At 41.9% G+C, this 15,247-nt stretch carries 17 protein-coding genes and 1 pseudogene; 14 read left to right on the top strand and 4 right to left on the bottom strand.

Annotated elements, in window-relative coordinates; translation table 11 throughout:
• Positions 1-508: 508 nt before the first annotated feature.
• The 3 genes from mnmA to mnmG all read left to right on the top strand — a co-directional run bounded on the left by mnmA (position 509) and on the right by mnmG (position 4,149).
• Positions 509-1,630 carry a tRNA 2-thiouridine(34) synthase MnmA gene (gene mnmA, locus HT671_RS07245; protein ID WP_001282951.1) on the top strand — a complete coding sequence of 374 codons (1,122 nt, stop codon included), beginning with the start codon at positions 509-511 and terminating at the stop codon, positions 1,628-1,630.
• Positions 1,631-1,770: 140 nt separating this feature from the next.
• The gene (locus HT671_RS07240) at positions 1,771-2,226 is read left to right on the top strand and encodes an NUDIX hydrolase (protein WP_000193612.1); all 456 of its coding nucleotides are present in this window, start codon (positions 1,771-1,773) and stop codon (positions 2,224-2,226) included.
• A gap of 9 nt (positions 2,227-2,235) precedes the next feature.
• Positions 2,236-4,149: a tRNA uridine-5-carboxymethylaminomethyl(34) synthesis enzyme MnmG gene (gene mnmG, locus HT671_RS07235; RefSeq protein ID WP_000220961.1), complete on the top strand. Its 1,914-nt coding sequence runs from the start codon at positions 2,236-2,238 to the stop codon at positions 4,147-4,149.
• Between the two features lie 291 nt (positions 4,150-4,440).
• Here mnmG and HT671_RS07230 read toward each other — a convergent pair whose 3' ends face one another.
• Positions 4,441-6,120 carry a ribonuclease J gene (locus HT671_RS07230; protein ID WP_138703092.1) on the bottom strand — a complete coding sequence of 560 codons (1,680 nt, stop codon included), beginning with the start codon at positions 6,118-6,120 and terminating at the stop codon, positions 4,441-4,443.
• A 1-nt stretch (position 6,121) separates the two neighbouring features.
• Complete coding sequence (locus HT671_RS07225; protein ID WP_000639571.1) at positions 6,122-6,355, bottom strand: DNA-dependent RNA polymerase subunit epsilon; 234 nt, start codon at positions 6,353-6,355, stop codon at positions 6,122-6,124.
• Between the two features lie 502 nt (positions 6,356-6,857).
• Here HT671_RS07225 and HT671_RS12070 point away from each other — a divergent pair.
• A pseudogene (locus tag HT671_RS12070) lies at positions 6,858-6,951 on the top strand (phospholipase); the annotation flags it as partial.
• A 374-nt stretch (positions 6,952-7,325) separates the two neighbouring features.
• A complete protein-coding gene (locus HT671_RS07210) occupies positions 7,326-7,541 on the top strand; it encodes a hypothetical protein (RefSeq protein WP_000282480.1) in 216 nt (71 codons plus the stop codon).
• 322 nt (positions 7,542-7,863) lie between these two features.
• Here HT671_RS07210 and cibB read toward each other — a convergent pair whose 3' ends face one another.
• Complete coding sequence (cibB, locus tag HT671_RS07205) at positions 7,864-8,016, bottom strand: fratricide two-peptide bacteriocin subunit CibB (RefSeq protein WP_000974046.1); 153 nt, start codon at positions 8,014-8,016, stop codon at positions 7,864-7,866.
• A gap of 1 nt (position 8,017) precedes the next feature.
• Positions 8,018-8,203, bottom strand: coding sequence for a fratricide two-peptide bacteriocin subunit CibA (gene cibA / locus HT671_RS07200; protein WP_000180841.1), 186 nt, complete (start codon positions 8,201-8,203; stop codon positions 8,018-8,020).
• A gap of 177 nt (positions 8,204-8,380) precedes the next feature.
• Here cibA and tsaB point away from each other — a divergent pair, with 177 nt between their 5' ends.
• The 9 genes from tsaB (at position 8,381) to HT671_RS07155 (ending at position 15,200) form a co-directional block, all read left to right on the top strand.
• A complete protein-coding gene (gene tsaB / locus HT671_RS07195; protein ID WP_000865700.1) occupies positions 8,381-9,064 on the top strand; it encodes a tRNA (adenosine(37)-N6)-threonylcarbamoyltransferase complex dimerization subunit type 1 TsaB in 684 nt (227 codons plus the stop codon).
• Positions 9,061-9,498, top strand: coding sequence for a ribosomal protein S18-alanine N-acetyltransferase (gene rimI / locus HT671_RS07190; RefSeq protein WP_000569845.1), 438 nt, complete (start codon positions 9,061-9,063; stop codon positions 9,496-9,498). The genes tsaB and rimI overlap by 4 nt, the downstream gene beginning before the upstream one ends.
• Positions 9,488-10,498, top strand: a complete 1,011-nt coding sequence (gene tsaD, locus HT671_RS07185; RefSeq protein ID WP_023938424.1) for a tRNA (adenosine(37)-N6)-threonylcarbamoyltransferase complex transferase subunit TsaD — start codon at positions 9,488-9,490, stop codon at positions 10,496-10,498. The genes rimI and tsaD overlap by 11 nt, the downstream gene beginning before the upstream one ends.
• Positions 10,499-10,602: 104 nt before the next feature.
• A complete protein-coding gene (locus tag HT671_RS07180; RefSeq protein WP_023941033.1) occupies positions 10,603-11,466 on the top strand; it encodes an XRE/MutR family transcriptional regulator in 864 nt (287 codons plus the stop codon).
• 289 nt (positions 11,467-11,755) lie between these two features.
• The gene (locus tag HT671_RS12065; protein ID WP_014017185.1) at positions 11,756-11,923 is read left to right on the top strand and encodes a hypothetical protein; all 168 of its coding nucleotides are present in this window, start codon (positions 11,756-11,758) and stop codon (positions 11,921-11,923) included.
• 66 nt (positions 11,924-11,989) lie between these two features.
• Positions 11,990-12,658 (top strand): CPBP family intramembrane glutamic endopeptidase, encoded by a 669-nt coding sequence (locus HT671_RS07170; RefSeq protein ID WP_023941031.1) that lies wholly within the window; start codon positions 11,990-11,992, stop codon positions 12,656-12,658.
• Between the two features lie 148 nt (positions 12,659-12,806).
• Positions 12,807-14,033, top strand: a complete 1,227-nt coding sequence (locus HT671_RS07165) for an MFS transporter (RefSeq protein WP_000862438.1) — start codon at positions 12,807-12,809, stop codon at positions 14,031-14,033.
• A gap of 158 nt (positions 14,034-14,191) precedes the next feature.
• The gene (locus tag HT671_RS07160; protein WP_023932454.1) at positions 14,192-14,887 is read left to right on the top strand and encodes an AzlC family ABC transporter permease; all 696 of its coding nucleotides are present in this window, start codon (positions 14,192-14,194) and stop codon (positions 14,885-14,887) included.
• Positions 14,877-15,200: an AzlD domain-containing protein gene (locus HT671_RS07155; protein WP_138703091.1), complete on the top strand. Its 324-nt coding sequence runs from the start codon at positions 14,877-14,879 to the stop codon at positions 15,198-15,200. The genes HT671_RS07160 and HT671_RS07155 overlap by 11 nt, the downstream gene beginning before the upstream one ends.
• Positions 15,201-15,247: the final 47 nt, after the last annotated feature.

Genomic DNA, 15,247 nt, shown 5'->3' with positions numbered 1-15,247 from the left:
TTTGATTTTAGGATAGTATAAATACATTCAATCACGGAATAATGGAAGGTAAGTATAGGATATTTTATGTGCCTATTCAATCATGGGCATCTTTATCGATTACCATTTCATTTTCGGCTTAGAAAAGAAAGGACAAGGTTAAAACAATTTCTTCAATAAAGGAGTCAAGATTGGCTCCTTTCCTTGTCTTCTCTAACCAAGCATGTTATAATGAATACTGCTCAAGCGACCTTCAATCGTTAAAGCACACACGACCTTCAATCGTGAACTAGTCATTTCGTTTATCTTTTATTACGTCGTTAACTCGAAATGAGATTCAAGCTGAGCTTGTCTGATTTATAACCTCAATCAGTCTCCCAGACTAATTGAGCGAACTCAAGTTATGCCTGCGACTCGTTGCCTAGTCCTAAAAGCAAACGAAAAGACTATACTCGAAGAAATTCTATTGAAAGTCATAGTAAATAGAATTTTGAGGGGTATAAATAAACGAATAGATGGGAGACTTACCATGAGTGATAACTCTAAAACACGTGTTGTTGTGGGGATGAGTGGTGGTGTTGATTCGTCGGTGACGGCTCTTTTGCTCAAGGAGCAGGGCTACGATGTGATCGGTATCTTCATGAAGAACTGGGATGACACAGATGAAAACGGCGTCTGTACGGCGACCGAAGATTATAAGGATGTGGCTGCGGTGGCAGACCAGATTGGTATTCCTTACTACTCTGTCAATTTTGAAAAAGAGTACTGGGACCGCGTTTTTGAGTATTTCCTAGCGGAATACCGTGCAGGGCGCACGCCAAATCCGGACGTTATGTGCAACAAGGAAATCAAGTTCAAGGCCTTTTTGGACTATGCCATGACCTTGGGGGCAGACTATGTAGCGACTGGGCATTATGCTCGAGTGGCGCGTGATGAGGACGGCACTGTTCACATGCTTCGTGGCGTGGACAATGGCAAGGACCAGACCTATTTCCTCAGCCAACTTTCGCAAGAACAACTTCAAAAAACCATGTTCCCACTAGGACATTTGGAAAAGCCTGAAGTTCGAAAACTAGCAGAAGAAGCAGGCCTTTCGACTGCTAAGAAGAAAGACTCGACAGGGATTTGCTTTATCGGAGAAAAGAACTTTAAAAACTTCCTCAGCAACTACCTGCCAGCTCAGCCTGGTCGCATGATGACTGTGGATGGTCGCGATATGGGCGAGCATGCAGGTCTTATGTACTATACAATCGGTCAGCGTGGCGGACTCGGTATCGGTGGGCAACACGGCGGTGACAATGCCCCTTGGTTCGTTGTCGGAAAAGATCTAAGCAAGAATATTCTCTATGTAGGACAAGGATTCTACCATGATTCGCTCATGTCAACTAGCCTAGAAGCCAGTCAAGTCCACTTTACTCGTGAAATGCCAGAAGAGTTTACGCTAGAATGTACGGCTAAATTCCGTTACCGTCAGCCTGACTCTAAGGTGACCGTCCATGTCAAAGGAGACAAGGCAGAGGTCATCTTTGCGGAACCACAACGCGCGATTACACCAGGACAGGCAGTTGTCTTTTACGATGGCGAAGAGTGTCTAGGTGGTGGTTTGATTGACAATGCTTACCGCGATGGACAAGTTTGTCAGTACATTTAGATTGACAAATTTTCTCAATTTGCTACAATAATAACAGCAATAGAAATGATGGTCAAAGCTCATGGATGTTGCAGGCTTTTTTGTCCTGCACTTCTTTGTAGTTTTGACTGTTTTTGTGTCGTTTAAGGGAAAGGACAAGAATGACTCAACAAGACTTTCGGACAAAAGTAGACAATACGGTTTTTGGTGTTCGGGCGACAGCTTTGATTCTTCAAAATCGCAAGCTTCTAGTCACCAAAGACAAGGGCAAGTATTACATTATCGGCGGTGCGATTCAAGTTAACGAAAAAACGGAAGACGCGGTAGTCCGTGAAGTGAAGGAAGAACTGGGTGTTAAATCTCAAGCTGGGCAGCTAGCTTTTGTGGTTGAAAATCGTTTTGAAGTGGACGGCGTTTCCTATCACAATATCGAGTTTCATTATCTGGTGGATTTGCTTGAAGATGCCCCGTTGACCATGCAGGAAGATGAGAAAAGGCAGCCCTGTGAGTGGATTGACTTGGATAAGCTCCAGAATATCCAGCTAGTTCCAGCCTTTTTAAAAACAGCCCTACCAGATTGGGAAGGCCAACTAAGACACATTCATCTTGAGGAATAGGAGAGAAACATGACTTATCATTTTACTGAAGAATACGATATTATTGTAATTGGTGCGGGACACGCTGGGGTTGAGGCTTCCTTGGCCGCTAGCCGTATGGGCTGTAAGGTCCTGCTTGCGACCATCAATATTGAAATGCTGGCTTTCATGCCTTGTAATCCCTCTATCGGTGGTTCTGCCAAGGGGATTGTCGTGCGTGAAGTCGATGCCCTCGGTGGCGAGATGGCCAAAACCATTGACAAGACTTACATCCAGATGAAGATGCTTAACACAGGGAAGGGGCCAGCCGTCCGTGCCCTTCGTGCGCAGGCTGATAAGGAACTTTACTCTAAGGAAATGCGCAAGACGGTTGAAAATCAAGAAAATCTGACCCTTCGTCAAACCATGATTGATGAGATTTTAGTGGAAGACGGCAAGGTTGTCGGTGTGCGTACAGCTACCCATCAAGAATATGCTGCTAAGGCTGTTATCGTGACGACAGGGACGGCCCTTCGTGGGGAAATTATCATCGGAGATCTCAAGTACTCATCAGGCCCTAACCACAGCCTAGCTTCTATTAACCTTGCTGATAATCTCAAGGAACTGGGACTCGAAATTGGTCGTTTCAAGACAGGGACGCCTCCACGTGTCAAGGCTTCTTCTATCAATTATGATGTGACAGAGATTCAGCCAGGAGACGAAGCGCCAAATCACTTCTCATATACTTCACGTGATGAGGACTATGTCAAGGATCAAGTGCCATGCTGGTTGACCTATACCAATGGTACCAGTCATGAGATTATCCAAAACAACCTCCACCGTGCGCCTATGTTTACAGGTGTGGTCAAGGGAGTGGGCCCTCGTTACTGTCCGTCGATTGAGGACAAGATTGTGCGCTTTGCAGACAAGGAACGCCACCAACTTTTCCTAGAGCCAGAAGGGCGCAATACAGAGGAAGTCTATGTCCAAGGCCTCTCAACCAGTTTACCTGAAGATGTGCAACGTGAGCTGGTTCATTCTATCAAAGGTTTGGAAAATGCAGAGATGATGCGAACAGGTTATGCCATCGAGTACGATATGGTCTTGCCACACCAGTTGCGTGCGACTCTGGAAACCAAGAAAATCTCCGGACTTTTCACTGCTGGTCAGACTAATGGAACGTCAGGTTATGAAGAGGCAGCAGGCCAAGGGATTATCGCTGGGATCAATGCGGCTCTGAAAATCCAAGGTAAACCTGAGTTGATTTTGAAGCGCAGTGACGGTTATATCGGGGTGATGATTGATGACTTGGTGACCAAGGGAACGATTGAGCCTTATCGCCTTTTGACCAGTCGTGCTGAATACCGCCTCATTCTCCGCCATGACAATGCTGATATGCGTTTGACTGAGATGGGCCGTGAGATTGGTCTTGTGGATGATGAACGCTGGACTCGCTTTGAAATCAAGAAAAATCAATTTGAAAATGAGATGAAACGCCTAGACAGCATCAAACTCAAGCCAGTCAAGGAAACCAATGCCAAGGTTGAGGAGATGGGCTTCAAGCCGTTGACAGATGCAGTGACAGCCAAGGAGTTCCTTCGCCGTCCAGAAGTTTCTTACCAAGATGTGGTGGCCTTCATCGGACCAGCTGCAGAGGACTTGGATGACAAGATTATCGAATTGATTGAAACAGAAATCAAGTACGAAGGCTATATTTCCAAAGCCATGGACCAGGTTGCTAAGATGAAACGTATGGAAGAAAAACGCATTCCAGCCAATATTGATTGGGATGACATTGATTCTATCGCAACCGAAGCTCGTCAGAAGTTCAAACTCATCAATCCAGAAACCATCGGTCAAGCCAGCCGTATTTCGGGAGTAAACCCAGCAGATATTTCTATTTTGATGGTGTATCTGGAAGGTAAAAATCGTAGTATTTCTAAAACTCTTCAAAAATCAAAATGATACGTCGTCGGCTTCTTACGAATGAGTTCAAAGCTTGGCTTTGATTCATCTCCAACCTCCCATAGTTCCCCGAACTATGGGAGCTAACTCAAGTTATGCATTTTCCTAGCCTTCTGGTCTGATTTTCATTGAGTTTTAATCTCAAAAGAAAGCATAGAGAAAAACAGCTCCGAAGACGGGGCTGTTTTGTTGACTTGTACTCAATGAAAATCAAAGNNGAACTGACGAAGTCAGTAAGCATATATACGGCAAGGCGAAGCTGACGTGGTTTGAAGAGATTTTCGAAGAGTATTATTCTTCATCTGGTGTGAGGATCATCGGGATGATAATCGGTTCACGTTCGGTATTTTCATAGAGGAAGGGGCGAATAGCGTTGACAATGGCACCATTGACAGATTGCACGCTAGCATCCTTGTTTTTCAGTGCGATACGAATGGCATTGAAGAGGATACGCTGGCTTTGGCGAATCAGGTCGCCAGACTCTCTCATGTAGACAAAGCCTCGGCTGAGGATGTCTGGACCAGATAGAATCATCTGCGCCTTGAAGTCAACAGTTGCGACTGCTAAAACGACACCGTCTTCAGATAGATCACGACGGTCTTTGAGGACAGCTGCGCCGATTTCACCGATACGATTTCCATCGACATAGATGTCTTGGGCGTTGAAATGACCTGCAATACGAGCTGAGTCAGCAGTAAGGGCAAGCACATCACCATTACTCATGATAAAGATATTGTCCTTCTCAACACCAGTATCCACTGCTAGTCCAGCATGGACTTTTTGCATGCGGTATTCACCGTGGACAGGCATGAAGTATTTTGGCTTAATCAAGCGGAGCATGAGTTTTTGCTCTTGCTGGCCACCGTGTCCAGATGTATGGATATTGTTCACTTTACCGTGGATAACTTCGACACCAGCTTCAGAAATGATGTTAATCAGCTTGTTGACGCTAGTCGTATTTCCAGGGATTGGGCTTGAAGAGAAGATAACGGTATCACCGGGTTGGAGTTGTACCTGACGGTGGGTTCCGTTGGCGATACGAGAGAGGGCTGCCATAGGCTCGCCCTGACTACCTGTACAGAGGATCAGAACCTCGCCAGCAGGGTAGTCTTTGATTTCATTTGGCTCGATAAAGGTTCCCTTAGGAGCTTTGATGTAGCCAAGGTCGATTCCGTTGACAATGGCCTTTTCCATAGAACGACCAAAGACCGCAATCTTACGTCCAGTCTTAACAGCAGCTTCAGTTGCTTGCTGGAGACGGAAGATATTTGAGGCAAAGGATGCAAAGATGATACGTCCTTCAATGCCTTGGATAATCTTCATGATGGACTGACCAACGACTTTTTCAGAGTTGGTAAAGGTTGGCACTTCTGCATTTGTTGAGTCAGACAGAAGACAAAGCACGCCTTCTTCACCAAGGGCAGCCATACGATGCAAGTCTGCAGGTTCTCCAACTGGAGTAAAGTCGAACTTGAAGTCGCCCGTACAGATGATTTTTCCTTGCGGAGTATGAATGACAATTCCCAAAGGCTCTGGAATAGAGTGAGTCGTTCTAAAGAAAGTTGCCTTGAGATTTTTAAAGGTCAACTCAGTGTTGTGGTTTATTTCGTAAAGTTTGGCGTTGCGCAAGAGGCCGTGTTCTTCGAGTTTCCCACGGATCAAAGCCAAGGCAAGTGGTCCAGCATAGATAGGGACATTTGCTTGCTTGAGCAGGAACGGAATCCCACCAATGTGGTCCTCGTGTCCGTGTGTGATTAAAACAGCCTTGACGCGGTCGATATTGTCCACGATGTATGAGTAGTCAGGAATGACATAGTCGATACCCAGCAAGTCATCTTCTGGGAATTTAATCCCAGCATCGACGATGATAATCTCATCTTGGTATTCAATTCCGTATGTATTTTTCCCGATTTCTCCCAGACCACCGATGGCAAAAACGCCGACTTCTTCAGGTTTAAGAGTGTAGGCCATATTAGAACTCCGTAATTTCGAAGGCGCCAGTTTCTTTTTCGTAATCTAGCAATTTGTCAGACAAGAGTTCGATATACTCGATATTGTACTCTGGGCGATTTTCTTCGACAAGTTGGCGAGCAGCGATACGGCCCTCAAGTTCTGAGTTGGCATCGATGTCTAGGTATAGTGCGCGTGTTGTTTCACGACGTGGGCTACGTTCTTTTGTTTCTTGATAAAAAACTTTGTAAATCATATAGTTCCTTTCTATTTTACAGGTCAGCTTATTCCAAACTTTTAGCATAGATTTGCTTGATTTCATTCCATTTTGTGTCTAGATTGACCTTGATTCGTTACAATTATTTCAATTATACCACAAAATGAAAAATTAGTAAAAGACGGAAACGAGAAAGTCATGGGACGATTTCTTTGGTAAACGCTTGCAATATCAAAAAGTATATGCTATAATAATAGAAAGAAATAGTATAAGCTGGAAAGGAAATAATTCGGAAACTATATTGTTTAGTGCTATTGATATTATGTTTAACTTTATAGATACTTCTGAATTGGATAAAGTTACCGAATTGAATGAACATGCTTTCCCTGTAGTTAGATTAGATAAAGCAGAGGAGCTTGGTTTAGATAATGAAGCTTTGGAGGTAGGGCGTGTTTTAAACGAAATCGTAACGGATATAGAGACTAACGGAGAGTCAACTGATTTGGCTAGAATGGATCGCTCTCTTTTTCCTATAGGCTCTTATGGTAATTATTGTGGTTATGGGAAATAATGGATATTCTATTCCAGCTATTGATGATTTAGATATGGCTTGTTTCTATCATGATAAGTGTTTTAAGGGATTTTTAGCAGATAATAGAAGTTGCAATGCCGCATTCCTAATAAGATTATCTCCTATTGTAGCAAATAATGCTTGGAATACAACTAAAGGAGCATATGCAAGAGCAGCTGTGGTTCTATTTTCTAGATTCGTATAAGACCAAGTTTTTGTAAAATATGAGTTGTTACGTAAAAGTGTTGATATGAGTATTGGTGTCTATGAACAGAATCTTATCTTATAAGTTTTAACTTATCTTTTAAGGTTTCTGTTTATAGGCGCTTGTAGATGTGTTTATGTCTTTAAAAAATATATTTGCGATATTAAAAATGGATACTTATGCAATATTTCACTTTACTTATTAAGATAAATTTAAACTAAGGAGGTTGCTCTATGTATAACTTATTTGCTTTTGCTATCGGAGCTCGCTTGGTAGCTTTTATTGTTTTTGTTGCTTGCGTTTATGCGGGTAATCTTCTATTTACCAAACTGGAACGACGACAAACCAAGTTCTTGTGGAAAATTACCTTTGTGACTCTCTACTCGCTTTTTCTTCTCCTCGTAACCTATGTCGTTTGGTTTGTATTTTACTTTGGATTAAATGCTTAGATGCCCTGCTCATGCTGGGGCGTTTTTGTTTGGTGGCAAAAGATAGTAAATTTATGACACGAAAATTCCACCCCATCTATCAAGATGAGGTGGTCTTTGCATTTTTCTAAAATGACATGACAATGGAATTTTCAGAGCTTATTATTTTTATGGGAGTCATTGTTCTGCTCAAAAATAGAGTTGAAGCATAAAAATAAAACAATACAAACAGATAGATCAATTGGTAAAGGGATAGTAGTCATGTTTAAATCATTGAGAATGCTGAGCAAACTGTAAGAGATGAAGACAATAAAATTTATCCTTCTAAAAATGTGTTTCTTATCTAGCATGACTTACCAAACTTTTTACGAAGGTCTTTTCCAATGGTATAACCTGCCATAAATAAAGCGATACCAACACCTACACCAAAGCCACCCTTTATTTCTTGCAATTCCTTAGTAGAAATTTCACAATAGTTGTTCAAATCTTTCATCATATTAATCTCCTCCTAAAAAATAACCAGCTGCCAAACCAGAACCTATAAGTGCTGTTCCACCTGCAATAGCTTTCCAAGATACTGCTACTCCAAAGATAACCAAGGGAGCGAGACCGCCATCAATATCTGATAATTCATTTTCAGATAAGGATAAAAATTGATTGTCAAGAACGTCAAAATTTGTCATTGAACTTTCCTCCTTTTTTCTTGTTCACTTTTATATTCGTAAAAGAAAAGGAAAAGTGAACATTTTTTTAAATTATTTTTAGTTAAGTGAGGGCACTCTTGTTTGGGGATAAAGAAAATTCCCATGTGCCAGCTTTTGTAGTATAATAGTAAGCAGACAAAAAGATAGGAATGTGTTATGAAAGTATTAGCTTTTGATACGTCTAGCAAGGCTCTTTCTCTGGCTATTTTAGAGGACAAGCAGGTTCTTGCCGAGACGACGATTAATATCAAGAAAAATCACAGCATTACCCTTATGCCTGCCATCGATTTTTTGATGGCAAGTTTGGATTGGACACCCAAGGATTTAGACCGAATCGTGGTGGCGGAAGGACCAGGTAGCTATACAGGCTTGCGAATTGCGGTAGCAACTGCCAAGACCTTAGCTCATACCCTGAACATCGAGTTGGTTGGTATGTCGAGTCTCTTGGCTCTGGTGCCCTACCAACAAGAAGGTTTGTTTGTCCCCTTGATGGATGCGCGTCGCAATAATGTTTATGCAGGATTTTATGAAAATGCCAAACCTGTCATGCCAGAAGCGCACTTACCCTTTGAGCGAGTGATTGAGTTAATCAAGGGCGCTAGTCAGGTAACCTTTGTCGGAGAAGTTGTCCCCTTTGTTGAGCAGATTCAAAAACACTTGCCAAGGACTAATTTCAAAGAAACCCTGCCTAATGCAGCCAATCTTGCTCTTTTGGCCTGGGACAAGGAAGCAGACTCCTTACACGACTTTGTGCCTAACTACCTCAAGCGTGTCGAGGCTGAGGAAAACTGGCTCAAGAACCATACCGAGTCTGGCGAGTCTTACATTAAACGCCTATGATAGAAATCAAACGAATCCAACAGCAGCCTAATCTAGCTAAAGCCATCTACGCTGTTATGATAGCTGTTTACCCAGTCAGTCCTTGGACGCTGGAACAAATCCAAGCTGACCTATTCCAAGACCAGACTTGGTATGCTCTGGCCTATGATGGGGCAGAAGTGATTGGATTTCTAGCTGTGCAGGAAAATATCTTTGAGGCAGAAGTCTTGCAAATCGCTGTTAAAGGAGACTATCAGGGTCAGGGGATTGCGTCAGCCTTGTTTGCTCAATTGCCGACAGACAAGGAGATTTTCCTCGAAGTCAGAAAGTCAAATCACCGAGCGCAAGCATTTTACAAGAAAGAAAAGATGGCAGTCATCGCTGAGCGAAAGGCCTACTACCATGATCCAGTCGAGGACGCCATTATCATGAAGAGAGAAGTAGATGAAGGATAGATATATTTTAGCATTTGAGACATCCTGTGATGAGACCAGTGTCGCCGTCTTGAAAAACGACGATGAGCTCTTGTCCAATGTCATTGCTAGTCAAATTGAGAGTCACAAACGTTTTGGGGGCGTAGTGCCGGAAGTAGCCAGTCGTCACCATGTCGAGGTCATTACAGCCTGCATCGAGGAGGCACTGACAGAAGCAGGGATTACCGAAGAGGACGTGACAGCTGTGGCTGTTACCTATGGACCAGGCTTGGTCGGAGCCTTGCTAGTTGGTTTGTCAGCTGCTAAGGCCTTTGCTTGGGCACATGGACTTCCACTTATCCCTGTTAACCACATGGCTGGTCACCTCATGGCAGCTCAAAGTGTGGAGCCTTTGGAGTTTCCCTTGCTAGCTCTTTTGGTTAGCGGTGGACACACAGAGTTAGTTTATGTTTCTGAGGCAGGAGATTATAAGATTGTTGGGGAAACGCGAGATGACGCGGTTGGCGAGGCCTATGATAAGGTCGGCCGCGTCATGGGCTTGACCTATCCTGCAGGTCGTGAGATTGACGAGTTGTCTCATCAGGGGCAGGATATTTATGATTTCCCTCGTGCCATGATTAAGGAGGATAATCTGGAGTTTTCATTCTCAGGTTTGAAATCTGCCTTTATCAATCTTCACCACAATGCCGAGCAAAAGGGAGAAAGTCTGTCTACAGAGGATTTGTGTGCTTCCTTCCAAGCAGCTGTACTGGATATTCTCATGGCTAAAACCAAGAAGGCTTTGGAGAAATACCCTGTTAAAACCCTTGTCGTGGCAGGTGGCGTGGCAGCCAATAAAGGTCTCAGAGAACGCCTAGCAACTGAAATCACAGATGTCAATGTCATCATTCCACCTCTGCGTCTCTGCGGAGACAATGCAGGTATGATTGCTTATGCCAGTGTCAGCGAGTGGAACAAAGAAAACTTTGCAAACTTGGACCTCAATGCCAAACCAAGCCTCGCTTTTGATACCATAGAATAAAGAGTCAGCTTAAGGCTGGCTTTTTTATTTTTTCTAACTATCAGAATATTTTGACAAATGAACACAAATAATGATATAATATGCAAAAGCTAGGAGGTGGTAGGATGATTGAAAAAATGGAATTGGGGGAATTTTACAAGGAACTGCGCCTGGCTAGAAAGCTCAAGCAGTCAGATGTGGCTTGTGACGGGCTAACAGCTTCTCAGTTGTCCAAGTTTGAGCTAGGGCAGTCCATGTTGTCTGCTGATAAGCTCATATTAGCCATTCAAGGGATCAATATGAATTTTGATGAGTTTGGGCACAAGCTCAACAACTATCAAGAATCTCCACATATGCGAATCGGTCGAAAGGTTGTGGATCGCTTTGCCCACCAAGATATCGCTGGCTTAGAGCAACTATTGGAGAAAATCAAGCAAGAACAGATGGCAGAGACCTATCGTCGTTTGAATGCCATTGTGATTAAAAATGCCATCCATTCTTTAAATAAGAGCTATCTGCTAACAGAGGAGGATAGCGAATTTTTGACCAGCTATCTCTATGTTATCGAGTCTTGGACCTGGTTTGAACTCTATCTCTTTTGCAATACCATGCCCTTCTTGAGCAATCAAGATTTGATCTTTTTATCGACCGCTTTAATTGAGAAGTCTAAAGAATTTAAGGAGTTGGTACATAATCGGTTGTATATGAAGCAAGGACTCTTAAATATCTTATCAGAACTCATGGAGCGAAAACTTTTCTCATACATCCCAATCTTCGAAGCCGAGTTGGAGAGCATGTTGCGTCCGTACGATGTTTTTGAGAAAGTATCGTGGCAATTTTTAAAGAAAATGAGTGTCTTTCTTCAAACCAAAGGAAGCAATCAAAAAGAGATTGAACACTTTATCCAATCTCTGCAAGTATTAGAAAATCCACAATTGCTAGCCCTCTTCGAATTGCGTTTTCAGCAATACAAAGAACTTATCGATTAATTAGAAACGGGAAGACGATAACCCACTCCGAAATAAGCAGGAGTATCAGTTGGATTTTTCTTTTTTTCATCATTATATCCCTCCTTGTTAGTAATAACTTTATTATACCAGGGAAATAATCAAATCTACCAAAATCGCAAATCTGAAATTTCTATAAGAAAAAATATCAAATATGCGATTTTCTAAAATAAGTCAATTTCCGTGTTATACTGTCCTTGTAAAACATTTGAAGCAAATCCTAGGTCGCAGAAGTGGTTTACAAATGAAGATAATTGAAGGAGTGTAAAAGATGTTAAATTTACAATTTGCAGAAACAATGGAATTGACAGAAGCTGAGTTGGAGACAGTTTATGGAGGAAGGTCATATCCTCCATTGGGATCTGGTGGAATGGGCGGTCTATGGCAAAACTACTTTAACTTTGCTCCTCCAGCTCCTGAGACTAGACGTCGTTATTGATGTTTAAAGCCCTTGCCTTTTTCTTGGGTAGGGGCTATTTTTATTTCATATATAGGAGAAAATAAAATGGGAAAGATAACTTCAAGATACTATTTTTTTATAGCGATTCTACTCGTCCTTGCTTATCAGTACCTTAGTGGTCTGGTTTTATCTAGCGACTTTGCTCTTAGGCTATCTGACTTTGGCTATTATTTGTCGGATATGATGTTGCATTTTCTTGTCGTTTTTATTGCTTTTTTTGCTATGGTTAAGTCAGGAAAATGGCAAGGAATTAACAGTAAGAAGTTTCGCTGGTCTTATTTGTTTTATTGTGTCTTAGCTTTTCTTTTGTTGTTCCTTTGGAATAGGGTTACCTTTTCTCTTTTTCCACCTACTCGAAATGCAATTTCTTATCAACATGCTACTCCTACTTTTACAGGAGCTACGGCATTTTTGATGTATTTTTTTTATCCTGTGATTGCAGGTCCCATTTTTGAAGACATGATTTATCGTGGATTAGTGATGACTGCTCTGGAAAAAGGGAAGAAATGGGGATTGGATGTACTTGGATCAGCTATATTATTTGGAATTTTGCACATTAGTAGTCATGGTTGGGTCTTGACAGACTTTTTCGTATATATGGGTGGCGGTCTCATATTTGCAGTCTTGTTTAGAGTAACCAAGTCCATTTATTGGCCTATTGGACTGCACATAGTCTACAATGGTATTGGTCAGATTTTGATGTTATTGCACTAGGATCTGGTTAGTAGCTAAAGACATGATGAGGTGTGCAGTGAAAAAGGCTGTGTAGGCTATCTATATGATATGGGATAGACTGGGCATACAGGATTTATTAGGATGTTTTGGAATAAAAATTCTAACTGGAATTTAAAAAGGAGTTATAATGAAAGTATTTCTTCAAAATAGAGATTTTAGGCAATTAACTGTCAACCAGTGGATTTCAACGGTTGGGGATACGATTTTTTATCTGGCCTTTTTGAATTATGTGGCAGATGCCTCTTTTGCCCCTCTGGCGATTTTACTCATCACGATTTCAGAAACTCTTCCCCAAGTTCTACAAATCTTTCTGGGAGTTTTGGCGGATTTTCAACATCATCGTGTCCTAAAATATACAATTATTAGTTTTGCAAAATTTTTGCTTTACTCTATAGTGTCTTTATCACTTTCAGGGCAGTCTTTCTCCTTGTTGCTAGTAGCATTTATTTGTCTGATTAACCTCTTGTCTGACACATTGAGTTATTTTTCAGGCGCCATGCTTACTCCGATTTTCATTAGAATTATTGGGCAAGACCATTTGGCAGAAGCTATTGGGTTTAAACAATCAACTGTTAGTTTAGTGAAAACAATCAGTAATATTCTAGGAGGAGTCTTACTAGGTATTCTATCTATCCAGTTTATTTCCTTACTGAACGCTCTTACCTTTTTAATCGCATTTTTAGGTATCATTTTCATAAAAACTGACCTCTTGAAAGTAGAAAAAACGATTAGCTATCAAGAAGGACTCTCTGTAAAATCCTTTTGCCAGCATTTGCTCCAATCATCGAAATTGATATGGAATATGAATAAGGTGCTCTTGGTTTTGTTTATTATTTCTATTAGTCAAGCAGTGATAAATGTTACAGTTCCTGTTTCTACTCTATTTTTGAGGAATCAACCCTTTTTGAATTTACAAACAGGTCAATCTCTTGCCTTGCTATCCACTTTTGAACTGTCAGCCCTGATTGTCGGAAGCCTTGTAAGTGGCTATCTGAAAAATATGATTTCTATAAAAACAGCTCTCTATGCCTCACTTGTCATCCAGTTGCTTCTTCTAGTAGGATTTGCCACAGTTCGTTTTGACTGGATTCTTATCTTTAGTACCTTGGATGCCTTTTTCGCAGGTGTTCTCTCTCCTAGATTGCAAGAACTCGTCTTTAAACAAATACCTGAGGAGTCAATGGGAGCAGTTCAATCTTCTATCGGTGCTATTACGGTTGTTTTACCTAGCTTATTTACAATAGCTTTGGTAACCATTGCTACTAGCTTTGGAACTCTGGCAGTTAGCTTTGTTTTATTGCTATTTCTTCTAGTTGCCTTTGTCATGCTTCTGAATATTCGTGAAAGTATTTAGCGGAGAATTTCTATAATATATATTTGAGACTGGATTGCCAGTCTTTTTATGATGGTCAAAATCAACAGACTTTTTTCTCTTTCCTGAATGTGTTATAATAGTCCCTGCTATGGCTGGAGCCTTTTCAGCCCACCTATTAAGACAATATGAGGAGAAAGATGAAAGAAAAAGGATTTTGGGAGGGGGCGCAGGCAGCCATGCCAACGGCCTTGGGTTATGTCAGTATCGGATTGGCCTGTGGAATTATCGGTGCGCCCTATGTGACACCTGTAGAGATGGGCTTGATGAGCCTCTTTGTTTATGCTGGGAGTGCCCAGTTTGCCATGCTGGCACTGATTGCGGTTCAAGCACCTGTGGCAGCTATTGCTATGACGGTTTTTTTGATTAATTTGCGTCTCTTTTTGTTGAGTTTACATGCATCGACCTATTTCCGTCATACTAGTCTCTGGCACAATATCGGCATGTCTAGTATCTTGACGGATGAGACTTATGGCGTTTTGATGGGCGAATTGGCCCATACAGACAAGGTCAATCCTATGTGGATGCACGGAAACAATCTTAACAGCTATGTGGCTTGGTTTGTGGGAACAGTTGTCGGAACGGCTCTGGGTGGGCTGCTGCCAAATCCAGAAATCTTTGGTTTAGATTTTGCCCTAGTTGGGATGTTTATCGGTATTTTTGCTTCGCAATTCCAGATTATGCAAAGACGGATTCCTGTCCGCAATCTGCTGATTATCCTAGCAGTTGTTGCGGTGTCCTTCTTTTTACTTTTGACAGTGGTGTCTCAGTCACTAGCTGTTCTGTTTGCGACGCTACTTGGTTGTAGCATGGGGGTGGTTTTAGATGGTCAGTAAGTACCTTTTATTAGCGGTTATTTTCTCTGGCTTGGTGACTTGGATTCCCCGTATGATTCCCTTCATCTTGGTCAAGTATAGGGGCTTGCCTGCTATCGTTGAGCGTTTTTTGAAGTTCTTGCCCGTTTCTATTATCTTTGCCTTGATTCTATCAAGCGTAGTGACAGGTAAGGTTGGGAGTCTTCCTCAAATCAAATGGCTAGACTTCTTAGCCGTCTTTCCAACAGCTTGGGTGGCCTTTCGCTACCGCAATCTAGTCGGAACAGTTCTCTTCGGAGTGGTCTTAATTGCAGTCTTGCGTTTGGTCTTTTAATACTCTCCGAAAATCTCTTCAAACCACGTCAGCTTTGCCTTTCCGTA

The sequence above is a fragment of the Streptococcus sp. 2741 genome, from assembly GCF_013276315.1.
GTDB classification, from domain to species: domain Bacteria; phylum Bacillota; class Bacilli; order Lactobacillales; family Streptococcaceae; genus Streptococcus; species Streptococcus pseudopneumoniae.
Note: the sequence above shows the minus strand (reverse complement) of the source record. Positions and strands in the feature narration are given on the sequence as shown.